The organism is Bradyrhizobium sp. IC4060 (assembly GCF_020193715.1).
In the GTDB taxonomy this organism is placed as follows: Bacteria; Pseudomonadota; Alphaproteobacteria; order Rhizobiales; family Xanthobacteraceae; genus Bradyrhizobium; species Bradyrhizobium yuanmingense.
On sequence record NZ_JADYVJ010000022.1, the window covers coordinates 38,234 to 58,892 of the forward strand.

General features: G+C 62.8%; 15 protein-coding genes. 3 read left to right on the forward strand and 12 right to left on the reverse strand.

All coding sequences use genetic code 11. From position 1 onward, the window contains the following. Positions 1-372 precede the first annotated feature (372 nt). Complete coding sequence (locus tag I6F16_RS35105; RefSeq protein WP_225174467.1) at positions 373-726, forward strand: hypothetical protein; 354 nt, start codon at positions 373-375, stop codon at positions 724-726. On the opposite strand, the gene I6F16_RS35110 is transcribed toward I6F16_RS35105, so the two are convergent. The 3 genes from I6F16_RS35110 to I6F16_RS35125 form a co-directional block, all read right to left on the reverse strand. Further along, positions 693-2,654 carry an EAL domain-containing protein gene (locus I6F16_RS35110; protein WP_225174468.1) on the reverse strand — a complete coding sequence of 654 codons (1,962 nt, stop codon included), beginning with the start codon at positions 2,652-2,654 and terminating at the stop codon, positions 693-695. The two genes, I6F16_RS35105 and I6F16_RS35110, sit on opposite strands and share 34 nt — an antisense overlap. A 244-nt stretch (positions 2,655-2,898) precedes the next feature. Next, entirely contained in the window at positions 2,899-3,324 is a 426-nt protein-coding gene (locus I6F16_RS35115; protein ID WP_225174469.1) for a hypothetical protein, read from the reverse strand. Between the two features lie 1,482 nt (positions 3,325-4,806). Continuing rightward, positions 4,807-4,962 carry a hypothetical protein gene (locus tag I6F16_RS35125; protein ID WP_225174470.1) on the reverse strand — a complete coding sequence of 52 codons (156 nt, stop codon included), beginning with the start codon at positions 4,960-4,962 and terminating at the stop codon, positions 4,807-4,809. A gap of 96 nt (positions 4,963-5,058) precedes the next feature. Between I6F16_RS35125 and I6F16_RS35130 the strand changes: the two genes are divergently transcribed. Beyond that, positions 5,059-5,670, forward strand: coding sequence for an N-acyl homoserine lactonase family protein (locus I6F16_RS35130; RefSeq protein WP_225174471.1), 612 nt, complete (start codon positions 5,059-5,061; stop codon positions 5,668-5,670). A 108-nt stretch (positions 5,671-5,778) separates the two neighbouring features. Here the strand turns inward: I6F16_RS35130 and I6F16_RS35135 are convergent, their stop codons facing one another. From I6F16_RS35135 to I6F16_RS35165, 7 genes are all read right to left on the reverse strand, one after another. After that, positions 5,779-6,459: a poly-gamma-glutamate hydrolase family protein gene (locus I6F16_RS35135; protein WP_225133344.1), complete on the reverse strand. Its 681-nt coding sequence runs from the start codon at positions 6,457-6,459 to the stop codon at positions 5,779-5,781. A gap of 218 nt (positions 6,460-6,677) precedes the next feature. Continuing rightward, on the reverse strand, positions 6,678-11,498 hold the full coding sequence (locus tag I6F16_RS35140; RefSeq protein ID WP_225174472.1) for a peptidoglycan-binding protein: 4,821 nt from the start codon (positions 11,496-11,498) through the stop codon (positions 6,678-6,680). Positions 11,499-11,519: 21 nt separating this feature from the next. Beyond that, positions 11,520-12,686, reverse strand: a complete 1,167-nt coding sequence (locus tag I6F16_RS35145; protein ID WP_225133342.1) for a hypothetical protein — start codon at positions 12,684-12,686, stop codon at positions 11,520-11,522. Between the two features lie 2 nt (positions 12,687-12,688). After that, the gene (locus I6F16_RS35150; RefSeq protein ID WP_225174473.1) at positions 12,689-13,129 is read right to left on the reverse strand and encodes a hypothetical protein; all 441 of its coding nucleotides are present in this window, start codon (positions 13,127-13,129) and stop codon (positions 12,689-12,691) included. A gap of 19 nt (positions 13,130-13,148) precedes the next feature. Beyond that, a complete protein-coding gene (locus tag I6F16_RS35155) occupies positions 13,149-14,408 on the reverse strand; it encodes a hypothetical protein (RefSeq protein ID WP_225125295.1) in 1,260 nt (419 codons plus the stop codon). Next, positions 14,405-16,795: a hypothetical protein gene (locus I6F16_RS35160; RefSeq protein WP_225174474.1), complete on the reverse strand. Its 2,391-nt coding sequence runs from the start codon at positions 16,793-16,795 to the stop codon at positions 14,405-14,407. The genes I6F16_RS35155 and I6F16_RS35160 overlap by 4 nt, the downstream gene beginning before the upstream one ends. A gap of 238 nt (positions 16,796-17,033) precedes the next feature. Then, positions 17,034-17,714: a BTAD domain-containing putative transcriptional regulator gene (locus I6F16_RS35165; protein ID WP_225156378.1), complete on the reverse strand. Its 681-nt coding sequence runs from the start codon at positions 17,712-17,714 to the stop codon at positions 17,034-17,036. A 664-nt stretch (positions 17,715-18,378) separates the two neighbouring features. Here I6F16_RS35165 and I6F16_RS35170 point away from each other — a divergent pair. Then, complete coding sequence (locus I6F16_RS35170; protein ID WP_225174475.1) at positions 18,379-19,401, forward strand: hypothetical protein; 1,023 nt, start codon at positions 18,379-18,381, stop codon at positions 19,399-19,401. Between the two features lie 139 nt (positions 19,402-19,540). Here the strand turns inward: I6F16_RS35170 and I6F16_RS35175 are convergent, their stop codons facing one another. Then, the gene (locus I6F16_RS35175; protein WP_225156390.1) at positions 19,541-19,831 is read right to left on the reverse strand and encodes a MaoC/PaaZ C-terminal domain-containing protein; all 291 of its coding nucleotides are present in this window, start codon (positions 19,829-19,831) and stop codon (positions 19,541-19,543) included. Between the two features lie 292 nt (positions 19,832-20,123). After that, complete coding sequence (locus tag I6F16_RS35180; protein ID WP_225125329.1) at positions 20,124-20,288, reverse strand: hypothetical protein; 165 nt, start codon at positions 20,286-20,288, stop codon at positions 20,124-20,126. Positions 20,289-20,659: the final 371 nt, after the last annotated feature.

Below are 20,659 nucleotides of genomic sequence, written 5' to 3' on the forward strand. Positions count from 1 at the left end.
CTGCGTGAACGGAAGACCATTAGTGGACCCGAACTGCCGCGCAAGGGGCGCCAGCGTCGATCGGCTCAAGACCGCGATGGTAGAGGAGCAGAACCACGATGCGGCCGAGATCGTGCAACAGGCGTTGATGCCGACCGTCGCCGCGCACCAGGCGAGCTCGGCGAACAGTCGCGGTAGGCCCTTATAGAGCATGGAACGATTGTCGCGGCAGGGCTTATTTGCCGAACCTGAGGTGAGCCGGTAGGACGCCGCCCGCCCTTCCGGCCTCTGGCTCAAATGGCCTTTTTAACTGTGGCACGCATCGCGAGTCACGCGCCTTGGTCTACTCGACGAGGTCAGAAGTCGCGCAACGCCAGCGGTTGAAGCGGGTTGATGACATTGATGCTGCTATCCGTACCAAAGCAGCGCGCAAATTATCATCGTGAAAGTGGTTCGTTATTTGCGGGATGCCCTGCTGCGGCAGGGCGGCGCCTTCGGGGCTCCGATGTACCTACCGATAGACCTTCGACCTATTTGATCGATATCGGTATTACCCTTGGCGCCGAACAACAAGACGATGTGACGGACTTGGATGCCGTAGGGTCATATCGCAAGGTCGGTCACATACCGATCTTGTCGTTGATTCCGCTAGCATTGCCAGCGCCGCACGCGGCTTCGCGCGGCATGATGGTCGGTCGGTTCGTACAGGCGTTTCAAGCGGCAGGTGTCGACCATTGCTTATTTTGATCGAGTAGGGCGAAGATGCGGTCGGCTGATACCGGCCGACCGATGAGATATCCTTGGACTTCATCACAGCTCGTTTGGCGCAAACGCCCGAGCTGCTCGGCGGTCTCGACGCCTTCCGCTACCACGCCAATGTGCAGATCCTGCGCCAGCGTGATTATTGATTTTACGATCGCCGCGCTATCCGGCCGTGTCAGCATGTCGCGTATAAAGGACTGATCGATTTTGATGCGGGTGTAAGGCAATTTGAGCAAATAGGTCAGCGACGAAAATCCTGTTCCGAAATCGTCGAGCGCCACCGTCACCCCCAGTTGCAGGAGTGAATTCAGGATCGATGATGCCGGCCCGTATTTTGAAATCAGCATCGACTCCGTTATTTCGATTTCAAGTCGGCTAGGGGCAACTCTGGCCTCTGTCAAGGCCTGCACGATTGTTTGCAGGATGCTGGTGTTATGGAATTGAGCTGCCGAGAAATTCACGGCGACCCTGAGATCGGAGGGCCAGTTCGAAAGCGTCGAGCAGGCGCGTCGGATCACCCACTCGCCGATCGGGTGGATCAAGCCGGTTTCTTCGGCAATTGGAATGAACTCAGCCGGCGAAATGACTCCCCGGACAGGGTGTTGCCAGCGCAGCAAGGCCTCAAAGCCGGTTACTCGGTTCTCGCGAATATCAAAGAACGGTTGGTAGACCAGAAAAAGCTCGTCTTTCCCGATCGCCTCCTCCAGATCCCGTTGCAGCGCCCTGCGATCGCGCGCTGATTTGTCGTCGCTGACCTCAAAGAAGCGAACCGTTCCGGGCCCCGCTTTTTTGGCGCGATAGAGCGCAAGGTCGACATTTTTCAAGAGCTCATGGGGCGTATTGCCGTCGCGCGGGGCCAACACGATCCCGACGCTCGTCGCGCCCGCGATCTCGCATCGTTCGATCAGGAATGGTTCGCCGAAAGCCCCGACGAAGCGCTCGGCGATTTCCAACGCGTCTTCGACTTTGGCCAGATTGGTCACGATCAGCGCAAATTCGTCCCCGCCGATCCGCGCGACAGTATCGGTCTCACGCGCGCATCGTTGCAGTCTCGCCGCGGCCTGAACGAGGAACTCATCTCCAGCGGGGTGGCCGAACTTGTCGTTCACTTCCTTAAAGCGATCGAGATCAAGCAGAAAAACCGCGAATTCCTCTCCCGAGCGAGCCAACCGATTGAGGGCGGCTTCGAGGCTTTCGTTGAAGGCGAAACGGTTCGGCAAGTGGGTAAGGGGATCCCGCCGGACCCTCCGTTCGGCTTCCAATTGAGCAATGGTGCGTTTCGTGAATTCGAAAGAATAGGCGAAAACGCCGCGCAGAAGCACGAAGCCATAGGCCACAACAAGAATAGCGACCAGCAGATAGACGAAATCGCCATTTCTGCCGAGGCAGATTGCCGTACCCACAAAAATCGGAGCCGTGAATGCAACCGCCGCCACGGGAATCGTAGCGAAGGCGAATGCTCCGCCCGCGAGCATCCCGGAGCAAAGACATGTGATCACGAGTTGGCCGCCATTTGAGGCGTCGGCGAAGAAAGCGACCGGAACGACCGCCCAGGCTGTTCCAAGAACGAGCGCATTTCGCACCAGCCGATGCATGGCCTGTCGGGAGACGAACTGCGGCTTCGTAATCCGTCGTGATAAACGCGCCTTCAGGCCTATCGATAACGCGCCGCAAACCACGGCAGCTGCCCAGATCAGGGCATAGTTTCTGTTGGGCGAGTGCCAGAGGGCAATTGCAAGCACCGTCGCATTGCAGGCGTTGGCCAGCATTATGCCTAGGGAATAGCCGAGCACGAGGGAGATCTGCTCCGCCCGAATGTGCCCTGCGACCGCTTCATCTGTCGCAGGGCCGCCGAAAGCCGCCAGATCCCCCGCGAATAGCTTCGAGACGTACGAGCTCAGATATGTCCTCATCTCGGACCCCGCAGGACTGGCTCTAACGTTGCCGCCAGTGCTGGAAGGTCGCGGCAAACATTTGAGAAAAGATAAATTCTTGAAGTTCGCCACGTTCGGCGGCATGCGTGGCCGAACTCATTATTTAGCGGGGGCGAAGGCGGGGCCGGGCGGGCTGACTTTCGTGTCCTCTATCACCGCAAATCGGGGCACAGTTCTGTACATTACGTACAGACCTGTGCCTGTAATCGATCGCCGAATTCAGCTAACCGACCATGACGGCAGCTTGTGCACTAACCTGAATTAAACGGTGGGTCGGTACGAGATCGACAGAAGATGAGATGCGCACGCGTCGGAAGCTACGCCCGCTTGCGCCGACGACTTTCTCTAGATCAGTGCCGATCGTGACGCCCGACATCTCGCCGCTTTCCTGCGACATGTCCGATAGAACGAAGCAATGCTGCGCGTTCACCTTAAGAAACGCGCGATGCGAACGCAAGGCCAGGTCGAATATCGCCCAGGCCAACGAGGTGATGTGTGGGCGTTTGGTGATCACCGCGTTCGTCCACGCCAGAGCCTCAGTCGCGTATCCGCAGCTGAGGATGACGAAGTCGTCGGCGTACGCGACAACGTCCGCACGGAACGCTTCCCCACGCGCCGTCAGCCGCCAATGCTTCAGGAACCAATTCATAAAGATGTTGGCAAGCAGTGGACGACGATCTCCGCATCCCTCTAGCCGGTGTCCCATTGCCCCGACCTAGTTCGAGCGCTGGCGGCAGAAGGCGCTTGAGGCGGTGGCCGGTTGTTTTCTCGTCGAGCCAAGGCGGGACTGCTGCCCTCGCTCCTACGGAGCGATCGTGGGTGTTTCATGCGCAATCGTGACCTTGTCTCCGACAGCTTCCTGACACTGACAGCGGTCGGTCTGGTGGTGCTCTGCTCGAGCCTGCTCGCCTTTGCGTTCACTTGAAGCGAACGCGCTCGCTGCGTTTCGCGCCTTGACCAAGCTAAGTGCTTGGCGGCTCGCAAGCCCAGCAGCACGGTGCCTGACACTGAACGCCGGTTGCCGTCCGCCTCGGTAAGGCCGATCGAGGTGTTTCGAGACCAGCCCCTCAGAACAGGTCTGGCCCGCGTTGGGATCAATTTTAAAGACATTGTCGAGGTTAACACTAACTCCGCCTCGTCGGCGCGCGCACAACGCCATTCTTGTTAGAGCGATCCAGAAGATGGATTGCAGTGCGGCTCGCACTCAAACTGGAAGTGAAATGCGACAATTATCCTAGCGCTGCTAGGGAGCGCAATCAGCGCCCCAAGAAGGTGGAGGGCGCTTTTTAGTGCAGGCTAGTGCAATACTCGAGCGGCTTCGGCGAGCCGGACCTTTTCTCTCAGCTCATCAAGGTCTTCGATCTCGTCGAGCAATCTCACGAGCTTCCGAGCGATATGTGTCAAATCGGGCTTTGGGCGCCGGATAATGCGACTACGCTGTCCCACGGTGCACGCCTCCATGCTGCGGGACGTGCAATTGGCAAGGAGCGTGCCACCCCATGAAGGGGATGGATGCGACGCGCCGCGGAAGGCCGGGGCGGAAGCTGCCGCTTAGATGGGCTCGCGGGCTCGAGCGAGCTCGCATACAGTTGAGCTGCGGGCCGGCACCCCCGGTTGCAATCTACAGTCCAAACCAACTCACCCGCCGGCTCACGCTGGCGGGCTTCTCTCTCGCGGCTCTCTCAGACGACCCGTTTAATGGGTTGATAACTGGGAGGATCGCAATGCACAAAATGATCGCGGCGGGAGTTCTGACTGCCGCGCTCATCCTTGCGGCCTGTGGCAGAGAGCCTGGACCTAAAGGTGATCCAGGGCCGCAGGGGCCGACCGGCCCGCAGGGGGCCCAAGGGATTCAGGGGGTGCCGGGACCACAGGGCCCAGCCGGTGCGCAAGGACCACAAGGACCGCAGGGGCCAAAAGGTGAGAAGGGAGACAAGGGCGATCCGGGGACGGTCAACATCCGCGCAGTGCAAGCTGATGGCGCCGTCAATTGCAACAACAGCGAAACGCTAGTGTCGGTGTTCTGTCCAAGCGGAGGCGCCGCCGACGGAGCGAAATGCGGGACGTCGCCGACAGTCGGGCTTTGTTTGAAGAAGTGAGTGCTCAGGCCCGCCGGTTCACGCTGGCGGGCCTAGCCGGTTGGGAGAACCGTCACTGTCGGCGCGAACCGTTCTGAGAATGTTGCGGCCTTTGCATCCCGTGCTGCGGAAAGGGCGGCCGAAATAAACGCGGAACATCCGATGGTTGCCAGCGCCAGGAGAGCCGCACCGAAAATCAGGCTACGCATTCCACCCTCCTCAATGGGCGTTACGATCACAGGTTCGGATTGCATTGTTTCAGTTTCGCTTCGTTGGGCGCCTAAAATGGCTTCGTACACGCGGCCGTGAATACGCTGAACCAGAAGCCTTCGATCGCCTCGTTCGACATCGACCTCGCCGCCGTCAAGGATGTGATCCTGACGCATTTGCATTACGACCATGCCGGCAATTTCGACCGGTTTTCAAATGCGCGGTTTCATCTTCAGGAGCGCGAGCTCGCCTACGCCAGCGGGCGTTACGTGCAATATCCACGGCTGTCGCATTCCTTCGAGGTCGAGGATGTCTGCGGGATCGTGCGGCTGAACTATGCGCGCAGGGTGCTGTTCTACGACGGCGACGCGGAGATTGCGCCGGGATTGACGGTCCATGCCGCGGGCGGACATTCCGCCGGCCTTCAGTTCGTCCGGGTCAACACGCGCCGCGGCCCTGTCGTGCTCGCCTCCGACGTCAGTCATTTCACCGAGAACATGACCAGCGAGCGCCCGTTCACGACCGCCCTTCATGTCGGCGACATGCTGGCGGGTTTCGACAAGCTCCGCGCTGTCGCACCCGACGGGGACCACATCGTGCCCGGTCACGATCCGCTCGTCATGAAGCTCTATCCGGCACGGAGCCCGGACCTCAGCGGTGTCGCCGTCCGCCTCGACGTCGCGCCGTCCGTGGGTGTTCATTCCTGAGACGGCCGGTGGGCGACGGCGTAACCTGGGCTTGAAATATCGATTTTCTAAGCCGTCGTGCCCGGTTCGAACAAGCCTGCTGGCTATTCCGTCCGGGTAGGGAACGGCTCATACGCGGCTCATGGATTTACGCAAAGCGTCGACCAGTAGCCAAAATTGAGCGTTCGTCGTGTTTTTCCGCTGTCGCCTTGTGTTGATCCCGAACAAGCTTCTACGATAGCTCGTTCCCATCTCGAGTTGGGCGCAGCCGCCAATTCTTGTCTTGTTTGCGATGTTGCTTGGGAGACTGCCGTCAAGCATTGGGTTGCTGGTAACCTCGGCCGGGATTCCTGCAGCATCCAATTCTTCCAGAACGATATCGCGCAACTCGTCGTCCAGTCCGCCGAGCTGAATTCTTCCATTCGCCTGGGTGTCCGTACAGCCGTGCAAGCTGATACAACGTTGAGCGTTTTCAACCAACTTCGTGGCTATTGGCTCATCGTAGTGGGAAGCCGTCACATGCAGGTCGCCGTTGCTGGAAGGCAACAACCCTTCAAACAGCCAGAGGTCATGCAATCCAAGACCATCAACTGCGGTCGCCAGCGTAGCCGGATGATAGCCGGCCGTAGCTAGAGCGATCTCGCTTGTGCCGGTCTCAATGCCACCTCCGTGGAGGGCCATGATGATCTTTTGTGTTTCCGTGTTGTCCGTAACCTGTTCTTCCACCAGTTGCCGCCACTCATGACGTAGCCATCTTTTTCCATATGCCATCCCTTCGACGTTGTTCGGATCATCGTACAGAGCAGTCATGGAATCATATTTGTCAGGTCCTCGTGGCATATCACCGATCTCCGTGCAGTCGGCTTGAATGATCGAGAGCCAGTCGCGGCGTGCGGCTCTTGCTGGCGAATGGTGGACCTCCGGACACGATAAGGCTGCCGCCCTGACTTCTTCGAGAACGCGTCGGCCCAGACCCGACCGGCGATCCGGATCGGACCATTTAGGTTGCAGGTTTCAGTTCGACATTCTTACCCGCCACCCGCCTTCTCGATCAGGCGCATGACGGCATGGAGCTCCCTCTCGTAAGTCGGTCCGGTGGCGTAGCCCGCGCGAGCGACTTCGGTTGCGAAGGCGTATGGGTCGTGGGTGACTGTGAACGCCTTGGCGTACCGCTTGTTGCGCGTCAGAAATGAGCCGTGCTCGCTGAACGCGGTGGCAGCGTCGGGATAGACGCGGAACCAGTCGCGCACGACATAGTCGTACTTGCCGTCGGGCCGCGGCGTCACCGAGATCACTTCGGGGAATTTGGCGTCGGGCCGCGACATGACCTCCTTGGTCTTCAGCAACTGCCGCATGTTTTCGGGCATGCTGGCTTTTGCCTTGATACCGAAAAAATTGAAGCCGGGCGCATGCGCACCCCAGCCGGATTCCAGCGCTGCCTGGCCGAGCGTTACCAGGGCGGGTACGCGGCTCGCCGCCTGCGAAGCCCTGGCTGACTCGCCGAACGTGGCGACGAACGCTTTCGGCGCGAGCTTCTTGCCCGGCACGTAGGGCAAGGGCGTCGGCGCAGGAGGCGTAGGAGCGGGGGCGGGCGGCAGCGAGCGGCCACCCAGCGCGGCGCCAATCGCGGCTTTGGTCGCCGCGCCGACGACGCCGTCGGCCTCCAGCCCGCTGCGCGACTGAAACCCACGCACCGCGCGTTCGGTGTTCGAACCAAAATCACCGTCCACTGCCAAATCGTAACCGAGCCCGACAAGGGCGCGCTGCAGGCTGCTCACGCCGTCGCCTTTGCTGCCCCGGCGCAGCGTCGGTCCGAGCATGAATTCGGCGACGCCTTTGAGGCGGTCCACCAGCCCCGGATCGCCTCCCGCTTCGCCCGCGAGCAGGGCTTCCAGGGTGAGGGTCTCGTCGGCTGGAGATTCGCCCTCGCAGGCGGCGCGCACGTCCTCACCGTCGCTGAAATTCTCCTGCCAGTTCTCCTGCCAGTTCTCCTGCCAGTTCTCCTGCCAAGTCTCCTGCCAAGTCTCCTGCCATCCCTCGTCCTCGGCTTCGCTCTGCGCGCCCGGCAGCGGCGCGAGGTCGAGGTGGAAGTGGATGATTAGGGGATGCGGTCCATGCCAGTTGAGCCCCGTCACGCGCTTGTTCTTGTCTTTGCGCGTCGTGCCGACGAAGATCACGTTGCGCTTGCCGGTCTCCCGGTTGATCTCGTCGGCGACCGCGAAATCGTTGTAGATGATCCGCCATTTGGCCGGCATCGCCTTCGCGGTCTCGTTCACCGCGCGCAGCAACCTCAAGGCATCGTCGCGGAGATAGAAACCGCGAGCGTCGCGCCTGTTCAGGAACAGATCGAGCGAATAGCCGCGGTCGTTGAAGCTCCCGCCGCCATGTCCGCGATACGTGCCCGCTCCGAGGCCTGCGCCGTAGCGGCGGCGCAGCTCGGCAAAGAAGCGGACCATGATCGGCGCGACAGGCGCCTTGCCGCTTCCGTCGATCGACGCGTGACTGACCAGCTCCACCCGCTGCGCCGGCGGCCCGAAATCGCCGAGCGAGCCGCCCGATGGCTCGGTGCGGAAGCGCATCTCTTCCTCGCGGCTGATCATCCAGGCGCGGCGGAGAACGTCGTCGGCGTACTTCGTCCCGAAGCGCATGCGGGCGCCCTTCAGCGTATCCTCGTAGTCGCCGCGCAGCGCCGCGCTTCGTTCGTCGGCCGAAGGCTTTCCGCCCGTCCGCCGCGACCACTCCGCAGCCAATCTGGCAATGAAGGCATCGAGATCCTCGTCGACAGGAAGCGGCGCAGGCGGGGTCGGTGCCGGCGGGATGGGAGCAGGTGGAGTAGGTAGCGGCGCGATCTTGCCCCCGAGCGCTGCGGCGATAGCCGCCTTGGTGCGCGGGCCGACCACGCCGTCGGCGGCGAGGCCTGCGCGGGACTGAAAGGCGCGGACCGCTTTTTCCGTTGCAGCGCCAAATCGTCCGTCGATTTCGCCCGCCGAATGGCCGAGTTGCGCCAGCGCGCGCTGCAGCGCTTCGACACCGGCGCCGCCGTTGCCGCGGCGAAGCGTCGGTCCGACCACAAGAGCCGAGGCGCCCTGCAAGAGGTCGGCAGCTCCACCGGCCTCGGTGTCGAATGCGCGCACGCCGACGCCTGCAGGCCATCCTGCATCATCCGATTCCGGTTCGAACCACTCGGCCTCGAATGTTCGGGGCGCCGAGTGGGCGCCGCACCCGCATCCGCACCCTTTGTGCTCGATTTCGTCCTCGGACGATTCAGGCCAGCGCGTGTCGGATAAGTCTTCGTCGAGCTTGTCGCCAGGAAGGCCTGCTTCCACGTCCAGCCAAGCCAACGATTCCTCGTCGGCGCTCTCGAAAAGTGTTTCCGCGCTCGACATCGCATCGAGATTCTCGAAGGCATCGCCATCCGGCGCTGTGCCGAGCTCGCTCAACAAGGTCGGGAGCAGTTTACCGGGCAGCGCGCAATGGGTGATCGAATTTGGCACGGGGCGCAGCGCCACCGCGCCCGCAGTGGCGCGGCCGTCGAATTTGTCGGTCGGAGATTTGGCGCGGTAAACGATGTCCACGCCCAAACCCGGCCGGGCTGCGGCGAGCGCCTTGAACGCCGCGATCGGCGGGCTTCCGTAGGTGGCGTCAAGCACCCACACCTTGACGAGCTTCGCAAGCGCGCCGGTGCCGAGCGCCGTGGATTTGTCCGCGTTGGCGAGCGGATAGAGCACGCCGTAGGCGCGCGAGTGCCCGGAAATGACGAGCCGGCCGATTTGCGTGCCGCTCCGCTCGAGGCGGCGGTCCGTCTCGCCCAGCACTTCGGCAAACAGCGCATTGAGCTGCGCAGGCCGGTCGAGGCCGCGTGCACTCCAGCCTGCGTCGCTCCCAATCTGGAGCTGCGGCACGATCAGCAGCATCGGCCGGCCGCTGTCGGTCACGATCTTGCCGAGCCGGAAGGTCGCCTCCGTCACGATGCCCGCAGGCATGGCTCGCGGCACGCCGCAAGGACTGAGCAGCCCGTGGATGTAGAGCAACATGTCGACCGGCCCGCTGCCTCGAACGGCCGCGGCCGACGCGAATACGGCGATCTTCGTGCCGGTGACGCGGGAGCGGTAGATCCATAACGCGCCGTCAAGATACGGCTTCGTGGACCGAACGACGGCTTCGTTTTCGAACTCGCTCGTGATCGTCGGCTTGCGGCGAAACTCCCAGTGCCATTCCTCGGTCGGCAACTGCTCGAAGCCGTAAGCCGCCGCGTTCTGCTTCAGCCATCCATAGAACCAGCTCCTGCGCCAGGCCGCTCGCGCTGCGTCACTGCTACTGTTGGCAACCTCGAATCCCGCTTTTCTGTTCTGATAGAAGTCGACGGCGATGCCGTTCTGGTGATTGCTGTAGCCTGGCGCCGCAATCCGGCCACCCAGGCCAAAGCCGCCGAAGGCCTTCGACTTCAGCATGTAGGCGGCTGCTGCCTTCGAATGCGGACCTTCGGCAAGAGCTTCGCGGTGCGCGCGTGTCCGGTTGTAGTAGCCCTTGAAATACCTGAGCCACAGCGAGTGCTGGTGCTCGCTGCCGCGATAGCCGCTTGCTGCCGTCAATCGTTTCGTTCGCAGCGCATCTGCATCACCCGCAATCTGAGCCTTCTGCAGATCTGCATTTGCAGCGGCGAGCAGGCGGCCTGCGGCCCGCGCGGTCTCCGGCCGCGTCTTGACGCTGGTGCCGGGGATCGTCTCGACCTGAGTGCTGCTCAGGTCGGGCAGGGGAGCACCCCTGGCCTTGCGGCTGCGGGCGATATGCTCGGCGAGCACATTGTTGCGAAAGGCGATCTGCTCCGCTGTTGCGGTCCACGCCTCGGACTCGAGATATTCGTCCTCACCTTCGTGTTCGTCTTCGGCGCAGCGGCTGGCTCCGGATTCCAGCTCGCGAGCCTCCTCGAGCTCGCGCGCCCAAGGCTCCGAGCTTTCGTCTCGCGCGGCATCGTTGTCCGCGGAAAAGCCATGCGAATCCCATGCCTGGGCTTCAAGCCCGGTAAACGACGTTTCATCGTAATCTTCCGACAGCGAGCCTTCCACCTCCGGCTCGAAGCTCTCGCTCAGCAGGGTCATGCCCTCGACGGCGAAGAAGGCGTAGCTATCCGCGTTGTCCAGAGCCTGCTTCGGGGACAGGGTCAAATATTTCGGTTCGTGCTCGTAGGCCTGGTCCTTGATGCCGACATAGCGATGCGCGACCTCGTGGATGAGGGTCACCTCCTGCGTGTCGGGCGCCAGCGCGCTGAAGTTGCAGTGCCTCGGCCGCGTGTCGAAGCAGATGTGGACCTTGCCGAAACCGCCGAACAACTGCGTCGTCAGGGCATAACCGCAGACGGCTCCCTTGCCGTCCGTGGCGCAGTCGGTCTCGCCGCGGAACTTGATTCCATCCTTCAGCGCCTTTTCGATCCGCATCAGCCGTGTGACGATGTGACGGAGATCGTCGTGCTTCGTGGTGTGAAAATGCCGCAGCAGCAGCTGCCGCGTGGCTGCGCCCATCCGATCCGGCCGTCCGTACGCGCTGCCGACGAACGAGGCCGCATGCCGCACTGCGCGCAGACACCGTTCGGTGACGTCAAGCAGCAGGTGCTTCTGCGTCGACGTACAGTTCGCGAAGGAGTGGGGCGAGCCCAGTTCTTCCTCCTCGAGGGACTGGGATTCACCCGCACCAGTCCACTCCGCTTCGCCCGAAAAGGCCACGAACGGGTTGTCCTCGAGCGTGGCGAACGCTCCAATTCCGCTGTGGTTCTCCGGCTCGGACGTCTCCGCGAACGGAGCGTCGAGGCCGAGCGGGTCGAGCGATTGGAAATCCTGCGTGGACCCGTGCATCGTCTGCCTCCTGCGTTGACCTCAACGTGCGCCGACGAGCAGCGGCGGCCGGGTCGGCGGCCGCATCTCGATCGGCTTTGCGCGTGTCTTCAGATCCTTGCCAGTTGCGGATGCCCACTCAGTGATGACCCGCCTGCTCGAAGCTCCGATCGGCGAAGCTGCGCCCGGCGGCGAACCGACCGGCGGCTGCTCGAGGTAGAGAACCCACGCCAGTTCAGGTCCGGACACGACGCCGGACTCGACGATGCGCAGGAACCGGGAAAGATCGCCAGCCATCGAGAACAGAGCCGACGACCTGCTGTGCGGTGCGAGCCCAACGCGCTCGCCGATCATCCGCAGACGCTCGTAGGGGCTCGTGGCGTTGGCAACCAGATCCTCGACCACCGGCGTGTTGGCGCTTAGCGTCAATTCGGCCCAGCCGAGGGCCGTTGCCGCGACCAGCTCCTCCCGGCTGAGCAACTGATTTTGCCGCCGGGCGCGCAGTGCAAATCGCAGCGCTTCGGCGATCCTGAAAATCCGATCGTCGTCTGAGGCGTTCACGCCGGATGTGTTGCGAACGTTGGTGATCGCCTGCCACAGTTCAAAAAGGAGTTCCTCGAACACCTGGATGAATGACGCGTTCGCGTGCGTGGCCTTGTCGTAGGTGGGCGGCCGGTTGTCGTCGGTGCCGAATGCCAGGTCGAGGCCGAAGAGCCGCCAGTATGCGTTGCGCCGTACCGCCTCGGGATCGGGACGGATGACACTGGTGGACAGCCACGGGGCAAGCGGATTGGCGGCACCAAACAGCAGCACCTCGGTGATCTCGAGCCAACGCTGGGTCGCGATTGACGGGATGCCCAATCCCTCGCCGGAGCGATACTCCCGGACGACGCGGCGCAGGATCTGGATGGCGCGTGTGTTCTCCAGAACGTAGCTGTAGCCGAGGTGGTCCCATTGCGGGACACCGGCCAACGACGGATCCGGGATGAATGGCGCGAATGCGCCGATGTCGTAGCGGAGGAAGGCCAGCCGGGCCGGGCTGGCCGGCTGCGGATTCGGCGGCGGTCCCCATACGCGAAAGGCGTTCCAGACCTGTTCCATGTGGAGCAACAGATCGAACGGATCGCACATGAGCACTATTGCGGCCGCCGCATCGCGCGACATGTTGGACGGCGGCGCCATCATGCGGTCAATCAGCTGCTGGATCATGACTAATACCTTTCGTAGTCGCGTGGGCGCGGAACGACCTCGCCGATGAATGGAACGGGACGCGTTGGTATCGGCACGGTCGATGCTCCGGACCAGCTCGGCCGCGCCGTGGCTTCGATCATGCTTGCGAGACGCGCGTTCACAGCGCCATCCGTGATCGGAACGCGATGAGGTCCGATCTCCGCCAGCGGTGCGAGCTTGGTGGACAGTTCCTCAAATCCGTTGGTCAGGATGCATTCGATCGCGCTCATCTGCGACAACCGGCTCAGCGCCTGATTCAAGTGGCACAGCTCCTGCTCGCGCTTCGCATCGCGCTCGTGCAGTTCGTTGATGGTCTGCTTGAGGAGGTCGATCTCCTCGTTGCGCGGGTGCCCGTCCGATTGGCGTTTGGCAAGCTCCAGCACGGAGTCGGATCCCGCCGAAGATGAAGGCTTCTTGGCCATGTCGTATTCCTTTCTCAATTCACGCCGCTTCGGCTTGGTTGACGAACCAGCTGCGTGCGCGTTCAATCCACATCGGTGCAGTCTCCGGACATTCGGCCTCGCGCAGGCCGGCGAGTGCGACGATCCGTATTCCCTCGCGCTGCCGCCACGCCGGCGACGTCCAGAGCGCTGCGCCAGCGGTGTGTTCGAGCTCGGCAAGCGCCTGGGGCGAGACGCGTTTTGGATCGACCAGGTCGGTCATCGGCCGGCCGCCGAGCCCCGGTACGGGCGCTGAGAGACACGCTTCTGCGATCCTTGGCATCGCGGCCTTCGAGCGGGCGAGCAGGGGCTGCAGCGTCTCTTCGGCGAGGGCGATCGGATAATGCGCTTCCATGGCCCGTTGCAGGGCATTCCATGGGCCCTTATCGCCGAAGCAGAGGCGTGACATTGCGCAACCGAGGACTGTGCGAAGCCACCCGATCGGGTGCGGGTCGCCCACCGGCCATTGCAGGATGGTGTCGGCATTGCCGACGACGTCGTAGAGCGCCGCCGTCGAGGCATAGCCGGTGTGAAGAAAGGCAAAGACGTCGGCACCGATCTCGGAGGCCCAGGGTGTCCACATCGCCTGAAGCTTTTCATCGTCCTTCAGCGCGCGCGCTATGGCCGCTCGCACGGAGGGCGTCCAGCCGGTGAGGTGAGCGACCTGATGGCCAGTCTCGTGAAAGAGCGAGGTGGGGCGATAGAGATTGTGGCGCACGATCTTGATGGCGGCGACCGGCATGATGGCCCCGGGCGCCCAGAGGCGGACGCCCGCGCGCAGGATCGATGCGCCGGTTCCCTTGTCCTGGTACACCAGCACTCTTGGCACCGGCTTCCTCGCCCGCTCGAGCACGCCCTGCATGCTCGTGACCGCAAGCCGGTCGAGCGTCGTGAGCGCCTCGCGCAGAGGCGCACTCGTTCGCGAGTTCACGGCATCTCCGAGGAAATCGAGTGTGGTGTCGACCTGGACGTAGCGGCGACGGAAACGCTGGACACCGGTCGAGGCGGCTGGAATGCGGGCCGGATTCTTCCGCGCCTCGGCAACGACCCGCTGCGTCGCCTCACCGAGCTCGATGAGTTCCTCGACGACCGCGTTAATCTGCTGGCGCAGCGGCGCACCGGTGTCGCGTTCGACCGACTTCCAGGCCTCGATCGAAGCAAACTCCTCGGCATCGCGAAACGTGCGAGCGGCCGCCAGCCAGTGGGCGACCTGCCGCTGGAGGTCCGAGGTGACGAGATGCTGGTCGATGTCACGCGTCACTTGCCGCCCCGCCCAGGTGTGACGGAGATGGCGATGCTCGGTGTGCCGCGCAGCGCGGCGCCGGCCGGCGCGGACGCACCGCCGCGCAGCATCCTGCGGATCGCGTCGAGCCCGGGGACCGCGGTGAGGCGGATGCGAACCGTTACACCGGGATCGGGATGTCCGGCTGCGCGCACGAACGCTTCCGCATTGGCTCGCGCCCATTTCGTCAACGCCGGCATCACCCAGGCGCGCAGGCGCTGGCGCAGCTGTGCGGTCAGACCGGGCGGCAGCAGCTTGCCCCTTTGGGCAGCGAAGTCCTCGAAAGTCTCGCCGTCCTCACCATCCTCGCGCAACATCCGGAGAGGAGCCTGGCCGCCGGCGGAGAGTCGCTCCATGTCCTGGTAGGTCCTGGTGAGCGCCTGCAGCAGCGCAAGGCTTCCCTGGCCCTTGCGGATCGCCGCGACGATCTTCTGCGTCTCCGCCTCCGACAAGTAGATGCCGACGGTGATGCGTGCCTGGCGCATATTCACCGACGCCCAGGCACGGCTTGCGCGCATACGCCTGGCCGCGGCCTGTCCCGCCGGGCCCGCGGGCAAAGTTGGCGGCGCGCCGGCGCCGACCGGCTCCAGAATGTAGAAGCGCTGGCCCGCGGCGATCCGCTGTCGCGAGCGGAGATATGCGGCGGGCACCGCGACGCCGAGCTTCGGTTCACGCAGTAGAACGCCGGCCGCCGCCGGCGTCAGCGGATGGACGTTGGCGGTGTTGATGTAGCCGCGGCCTGCGCCTGCGCCCGACCGGTCGGTGCGCACCATGCGCTGGAGCGTGGTGCCGGGCGCAGACTGATAGATGTGCATGCGCGCGCGGATCGGAAACTGCGCGCCCGCCGCCCGCATCGCCGCGCCGACCGTCGATCCGCCGAAGGTGGGCAGCGTGTCCGCAATCTGCGACGTCAACTGGATATCGGGCGTGCGGTTGTACTTGCGATAGGGCCGGAGGCTACGCGGGCGGCGGCTCACGAAGGTTCCGCCGAGCGACGGGGCCTGCTGCAGCGACGCACGAACGAAGCGAGGCGGGAAATGCGTTGCAACGGCTTGGCTAAACGCTTCTGCGGTCGCGAGCTGGGTCAGCTCTTCGTCCTCGAACACGTAGTCCTCGTTCTCGGCGAACTGGCGGACCGTATCCTCGACGACGCTGGCGAGCGCGACCGGCGCCACCTCGTCGCTGCGCTCGAGCTGCGCCCGGTCCTCGGCCTCGAGCGAGATGAGCCTCAGACCGGTATCTACGATGGCGTTCGACAGAGGCCCTTTGAGCTGCGGTCCTACCCATTTGCCGATCAGCTGGCCGAGATAATTGGCGAGAAAGCCCACCACCTTCGGTCGACCGACGAGGTTGATTCCGAGCCGCAGCGCGCCGAGCAGGGCGGGAACGAATTGCTCGATCGCCGGCGCGAGATCTTCGTCCTCGTCGGCGTCGCGCAGCCGTTCGATCAGTGCGCCGCGGGCTTCGGCGAGCACCTCGAGTTCCCGAGTCTCGATCTCGCTCTCGTCCGTCGCACCGAACGCCTCGCCTTCGAACTCGGCTGCCGCATCGCCCGCCAGTGCCTCCGCGATGGCCGCGTCGAAGGATTCGGCGAGCGATTCCATGTCGGTCAGGTTCGCCGGTGACACCTGAGCTTCGTCGATGCTCTCCTCCGCAGCCTCGGACGTGAATCGGGCGGCGAGCGCGCGTGCGTGCGGCTGCAGAGGTGCCGGCAACCGGCCGATGGCGAAGGACAGGACGCGCCGGAGCAGGGGATTGATCAGGCCGCGCAGCTTGTTCAGAACCGGCCCGAGCAGCGACCCCGCGACCTTGCCGACGCTCTTTGCCACATTGGCGACGGTCTTGACGACGCCCTTGGCTTTCTTGATGAGCTTGCCGATGAACTCCTCGCCGGCCGGCGTCAGCTCTCCGATCAATGGGTCGAATCTCTCCAGCACCTCATCGAGCTGTTGCTCTGAAAGGGAGCCGACGTCCAGGCCGGCCATCCCTGCTTCCAGCGCCTGCAGATACTGTCGCGCCTCGAAGCGCACCGGGGCAAGGTGCGCGTCGGCATAGCGCTCGCGCTCCTGTGCGGACGCCGGCGTCTCGCCGACGAACCGCTCGTCGAGTGCCTGCTCGGTCTCCTCGGCCAGAAACGCAAGCGCTTCGTCGAACGCTTCGTCGCGAAGCTCGGCATAGACTTCGGCCACCAGGCGGTCGGTCTCGGACTGGCTTGCGCCGCCATCGAGCGTCGCTGCGAATGGCGTGAGATTCTCGCTCCACGGAGCGAAGCCGATCGCCGCGCCGTTGCCGGTTTCGGCGAAGGCTTCAGCGAACGGATTTTCCTGCGCGGCGAAGAGATGGGATGACTCTTGTTGATTCAGCATCGCGCGACTCCGGCCTCCTGAACATCTGCGGTGCAGTTGAGCATGACCGCCGTCCGCCGCTGTGTGTGGCGCCGTCGCCTTGCCGTCTTGTTCGCGCGCTCAGTGCGGATTGCTGCCGTGGCCGCGGCGCTTTCCGAGGCGTCCACGCAGCGTCGCAGGATCGTCCGCGGGCAGACGACGGCCGTCCCTGCAGACTCCGGAAGAGGAAGAGACAGAAGGGAAGGAAGGGAAGGGGAAGCTAGTGCGCGGTGCGTGAGGCGGGACAAATGCCGGCCACGCGCTTCGCCAGCGCCTCATCCGGGGCGACGCCCAGCTCGCAGGCAAGGCGCTTTGCCAGCGAACGGTAGCACTGGACCGCCTGGTAGCGATTGCGCTGGGCGAGATATGCATCGATCAGCGCTTCGGCCGCCGATTCGCGCAGCGGCTCGGCGGCGAGCGCGGCGACTCCCGCCTGTGCTGCCAGCGCGAGATCCCCACACGTCGTCATCATCCGGCAGGCCGCCTCGAGCGCCTCTACCCGCAGCAGGCGAAACGCCTCCTGCGCGGCGATCAGCCACTCCTCATGCCAGCCGGGCAGAACGTCGTTCGATAGCAATACGATGTCCTCGAAGGTAAGCGCTTCGCCCTTGAGGGCACGGGCCGCGATGGCCTGCGCGCGCGAGAAATCGACGTCCGCCGACAGCACCAGCTCGTCGCCCATGGTCTCGATCCAGCCGCGCGGAACGTGCCAAAGCGCGCGGCGGAGGTTGGCTCGGCCCGCGTCTTCGGCGAGATCCAGCCAGAGATTGCTGGCGGCTGCGGTGCGCGAGACCGGCCCGCCTTGAAGCGCGAGAAAGGCGAGAAGCCGGCGCGCCGGGAGCGAGAGGCGAACCATCGGGTAGACGCCAAGCCGCCCGAGAATGGCGACCTTGCGCTCCACTATCCTCTCACTGGTGCCCCCCGTCATGAAGAGCCTTCCTGGTCGCGAGATTATGAACAGTTCGACCGAGCTCTGGCCGGCCGAGTAAAATCTTCTGTTAGGCCGTTCGTATTCCGGCCGGTCCTTAAATTCTCGACACTAGGCTGACAACCGGCGTGGAATGGTACGCCCGCCGCCCATCCTGGGCAACAAATCGGGCTGGAGCCCGAGGCCGGGACTTAGCGACAGATTTAATCGCGTTTTACTGTTCAATGGCGCGGATGCGTGCGTATGCCGAAAACCGTGGTCGAACACTGTGGCGAACACGAGGCCTGTTGGCAGTTCGCCGCGCGCGCAGAATTTGCCGCAGATATCGCACATGGGCGTGCCCAGTCCTGTGCACATGTGGACCTCACCACAACTCCGACACGCGTTGATCGAAATCAGGCTCGACGGATTTGCAGCCAGAGCATCCTATGCTCGCGTGAGGGATGCGCGAGGCGGACCAAGAACCCAGACCGAATTCCGACCCGGACAGTCGTCCGATGCAGATGCTTTATCTCTCGATCAGTTCGTACCGTAGCGGTGTTTTCTATCCCGATAGTATGAACTAGTTCATTCTTGAGCCGCAACCAGAAGCTCCACGTCGAGCATAGCGGGTTCAATGCAAGGTTCGGTTGCAAAAATGAAGCGGCGCACGCATCTGACAAGCGTCAACACTGAATGGATTGCCCTGCGGGCGCGAGTTGAGGAGATCACCGGGCAAGTCCAACAGGCTGAGAAGAAGGCTATCCAGGCGGAAGCCGATCGGGACGAAAAACGTCGTCCTTACGAAGCCGATCCGCTATTCATGTATCTCTGGCGCCGGAAGTTCGGGACCGCCGCCTACCGAGCCAACCCGTTCACCCGCTACATGGATCGAATGGTGGCCGGCGTCGTGGGTTATGACAGGTTACGAGTCAACTATGCCCTGCTCAACGAAATCCCCGTGCGGCTACGCGAGCACTCCAAGCGAATTGCTGAAAGGTTGCGCGAGGAACGATCCGATCTAAAAGTTTTGGAGCGCAACGCACTTGTCCAGTCCGGCTTTGAGGCCGCCGAAACTGAAGTTGCCAAGGGAAGGGATGCGGTAGCACATCGCGAAGCCCATCTCCAACAGGCGCGGGAAGCTCTCGCTGCTCAGGACCGAAGTTTCGATGCATCGATCCTCCAGGGGGATGCCCCTTATCGTGATGCGGTCGACCTGCTGGCAGCCGCCGATCAGCGCGAAGATCTGCAGGAACTCTACAGGGAGGCTGTTCAAACTCCGACGCCCAAGGATGAGGAGATCGTCAGGCGTATCCAATCTACGGACGAGCTAATGAATTCAGCGTTACGCCAAGCAGCAGACTCCCACCAGCGGCTCAAGGAACTCGCCCGGCGCCGCGAGACGGTCGAACAGGAATGGGAGCAACTACGGCATCAAGGCTACGACACCCCTTACGGCACGTTCGGTAACGAGGCGTCACTCGGAAACGTGCTTGGCGGCATCCTGACTGGGGTTATTGGGAGTGCGGTGCTGGGGCAAGTTCTACGTGATGGCTTCCATCGTGGGCCCAGCCCATGGGACTCGGGTTTCGGGGGAGGGTTGCCGATTCCGCCTCCAGACGGTTTCGGGACCGGAGGATCCTTCGGGGGCGGAGACTTCAGAACGGGTGGATCATTCTGATCCCCCTATGCAGACTCTACCTGTATAAACAAGCATATGCTCCGCCACTATGGTCGGAGTTTAACCGATGAGCAGAAGCGAGTCCGAGTCAATCGGTGGTGCGGGATGAGCGAGTTATCAGGCGCTTTCGACGGCCTCTTCAAGAGCGAATTTTCGCGGGGAGCCTGAGTTCATCCCAGCCAAGCCCGGGAACGATACGAAGCGAGTACGGCTGTGTTCTGCTCAACAAAGAGATAAGTATCGCAAACGTGTGTGCACTCGAAGCGATCAGTCCGGAAAAGATCGAACGTGCGGCAATCTCCTCGTTGGTATGAATGGGCAGCGGATCGAATTTTTGGGCAAATTCGATGATCTCGTTCTTTGTGACGTGGTAAGGGCCAGCCGTACGCAGTTTGCCAACCTCCGCCTCCTCGAAATACAAGATGGCCATTGGCGCCCCCCTGAAGGCCGTCTGGCTGATAATGCGACAGCTTAACCTTTCGGCCATCCAAAGTCAGCAGGTCTGCATATGGCCCGAATGCGAAGTGGCGGCACGGCCTGACGGCGTCTGCTCAGCGGAGCATACCGGACCAGATTTGCTCAGCCCGAGCTCTTCTCAGTCTGACCCTGGCGGACTTCAATGTCCTGAGCAAGTGGGACGATGCGTCCGCATTTGCACAGTTTAACGCGGCTCGGCCCTCAGCGCGCGGTTCAAAGTCAAACTGCTTGCCGGCGACACCCTTTCAAGGCTGTAACAGCGAGAGGAGGCGTTGTCGGTCCTGATCAAGAATACGTTGGGCTCTGCGCATTGTGTCCAGCTCTGCTTCAGCGGCTGTGCTATCCTTTTCTCCTTCAACTACATCGCGCTCGACCTGCCTCAACGCACCATAGACGAAGGTCTTGTCCATCAGTGTGCTCAGCTGGCGGGGCCCATCTCTTCTTCTTCGATCAACCTCAGCGCGGCCTCAACGGTCCGCTCGCAGCCACTTTTGCGCCGAAGCCGATCTCATGCGCCGTACCGGACTAAAGTTTGCGATAAAGTTAAGAACGATGCGTTGATGCTCGCGTTGGGCGCATGTCCATAGAGGAGGCAAACCATGCAAGGACAATGCGTAGTAGCAGTATACAGCTCCCGCAACGATGCAGAGCAAGCGTACCGAGCTTTGGTCGGTTCAGGGGTTCCAGCGGATCATGTGAGAGTGAGCAATCAACCATCACAATCTTCGATCAGCGATAGAGTAAGCGCGAGCTTCGGATGGAGAAAGTTTCTGGGACTGGC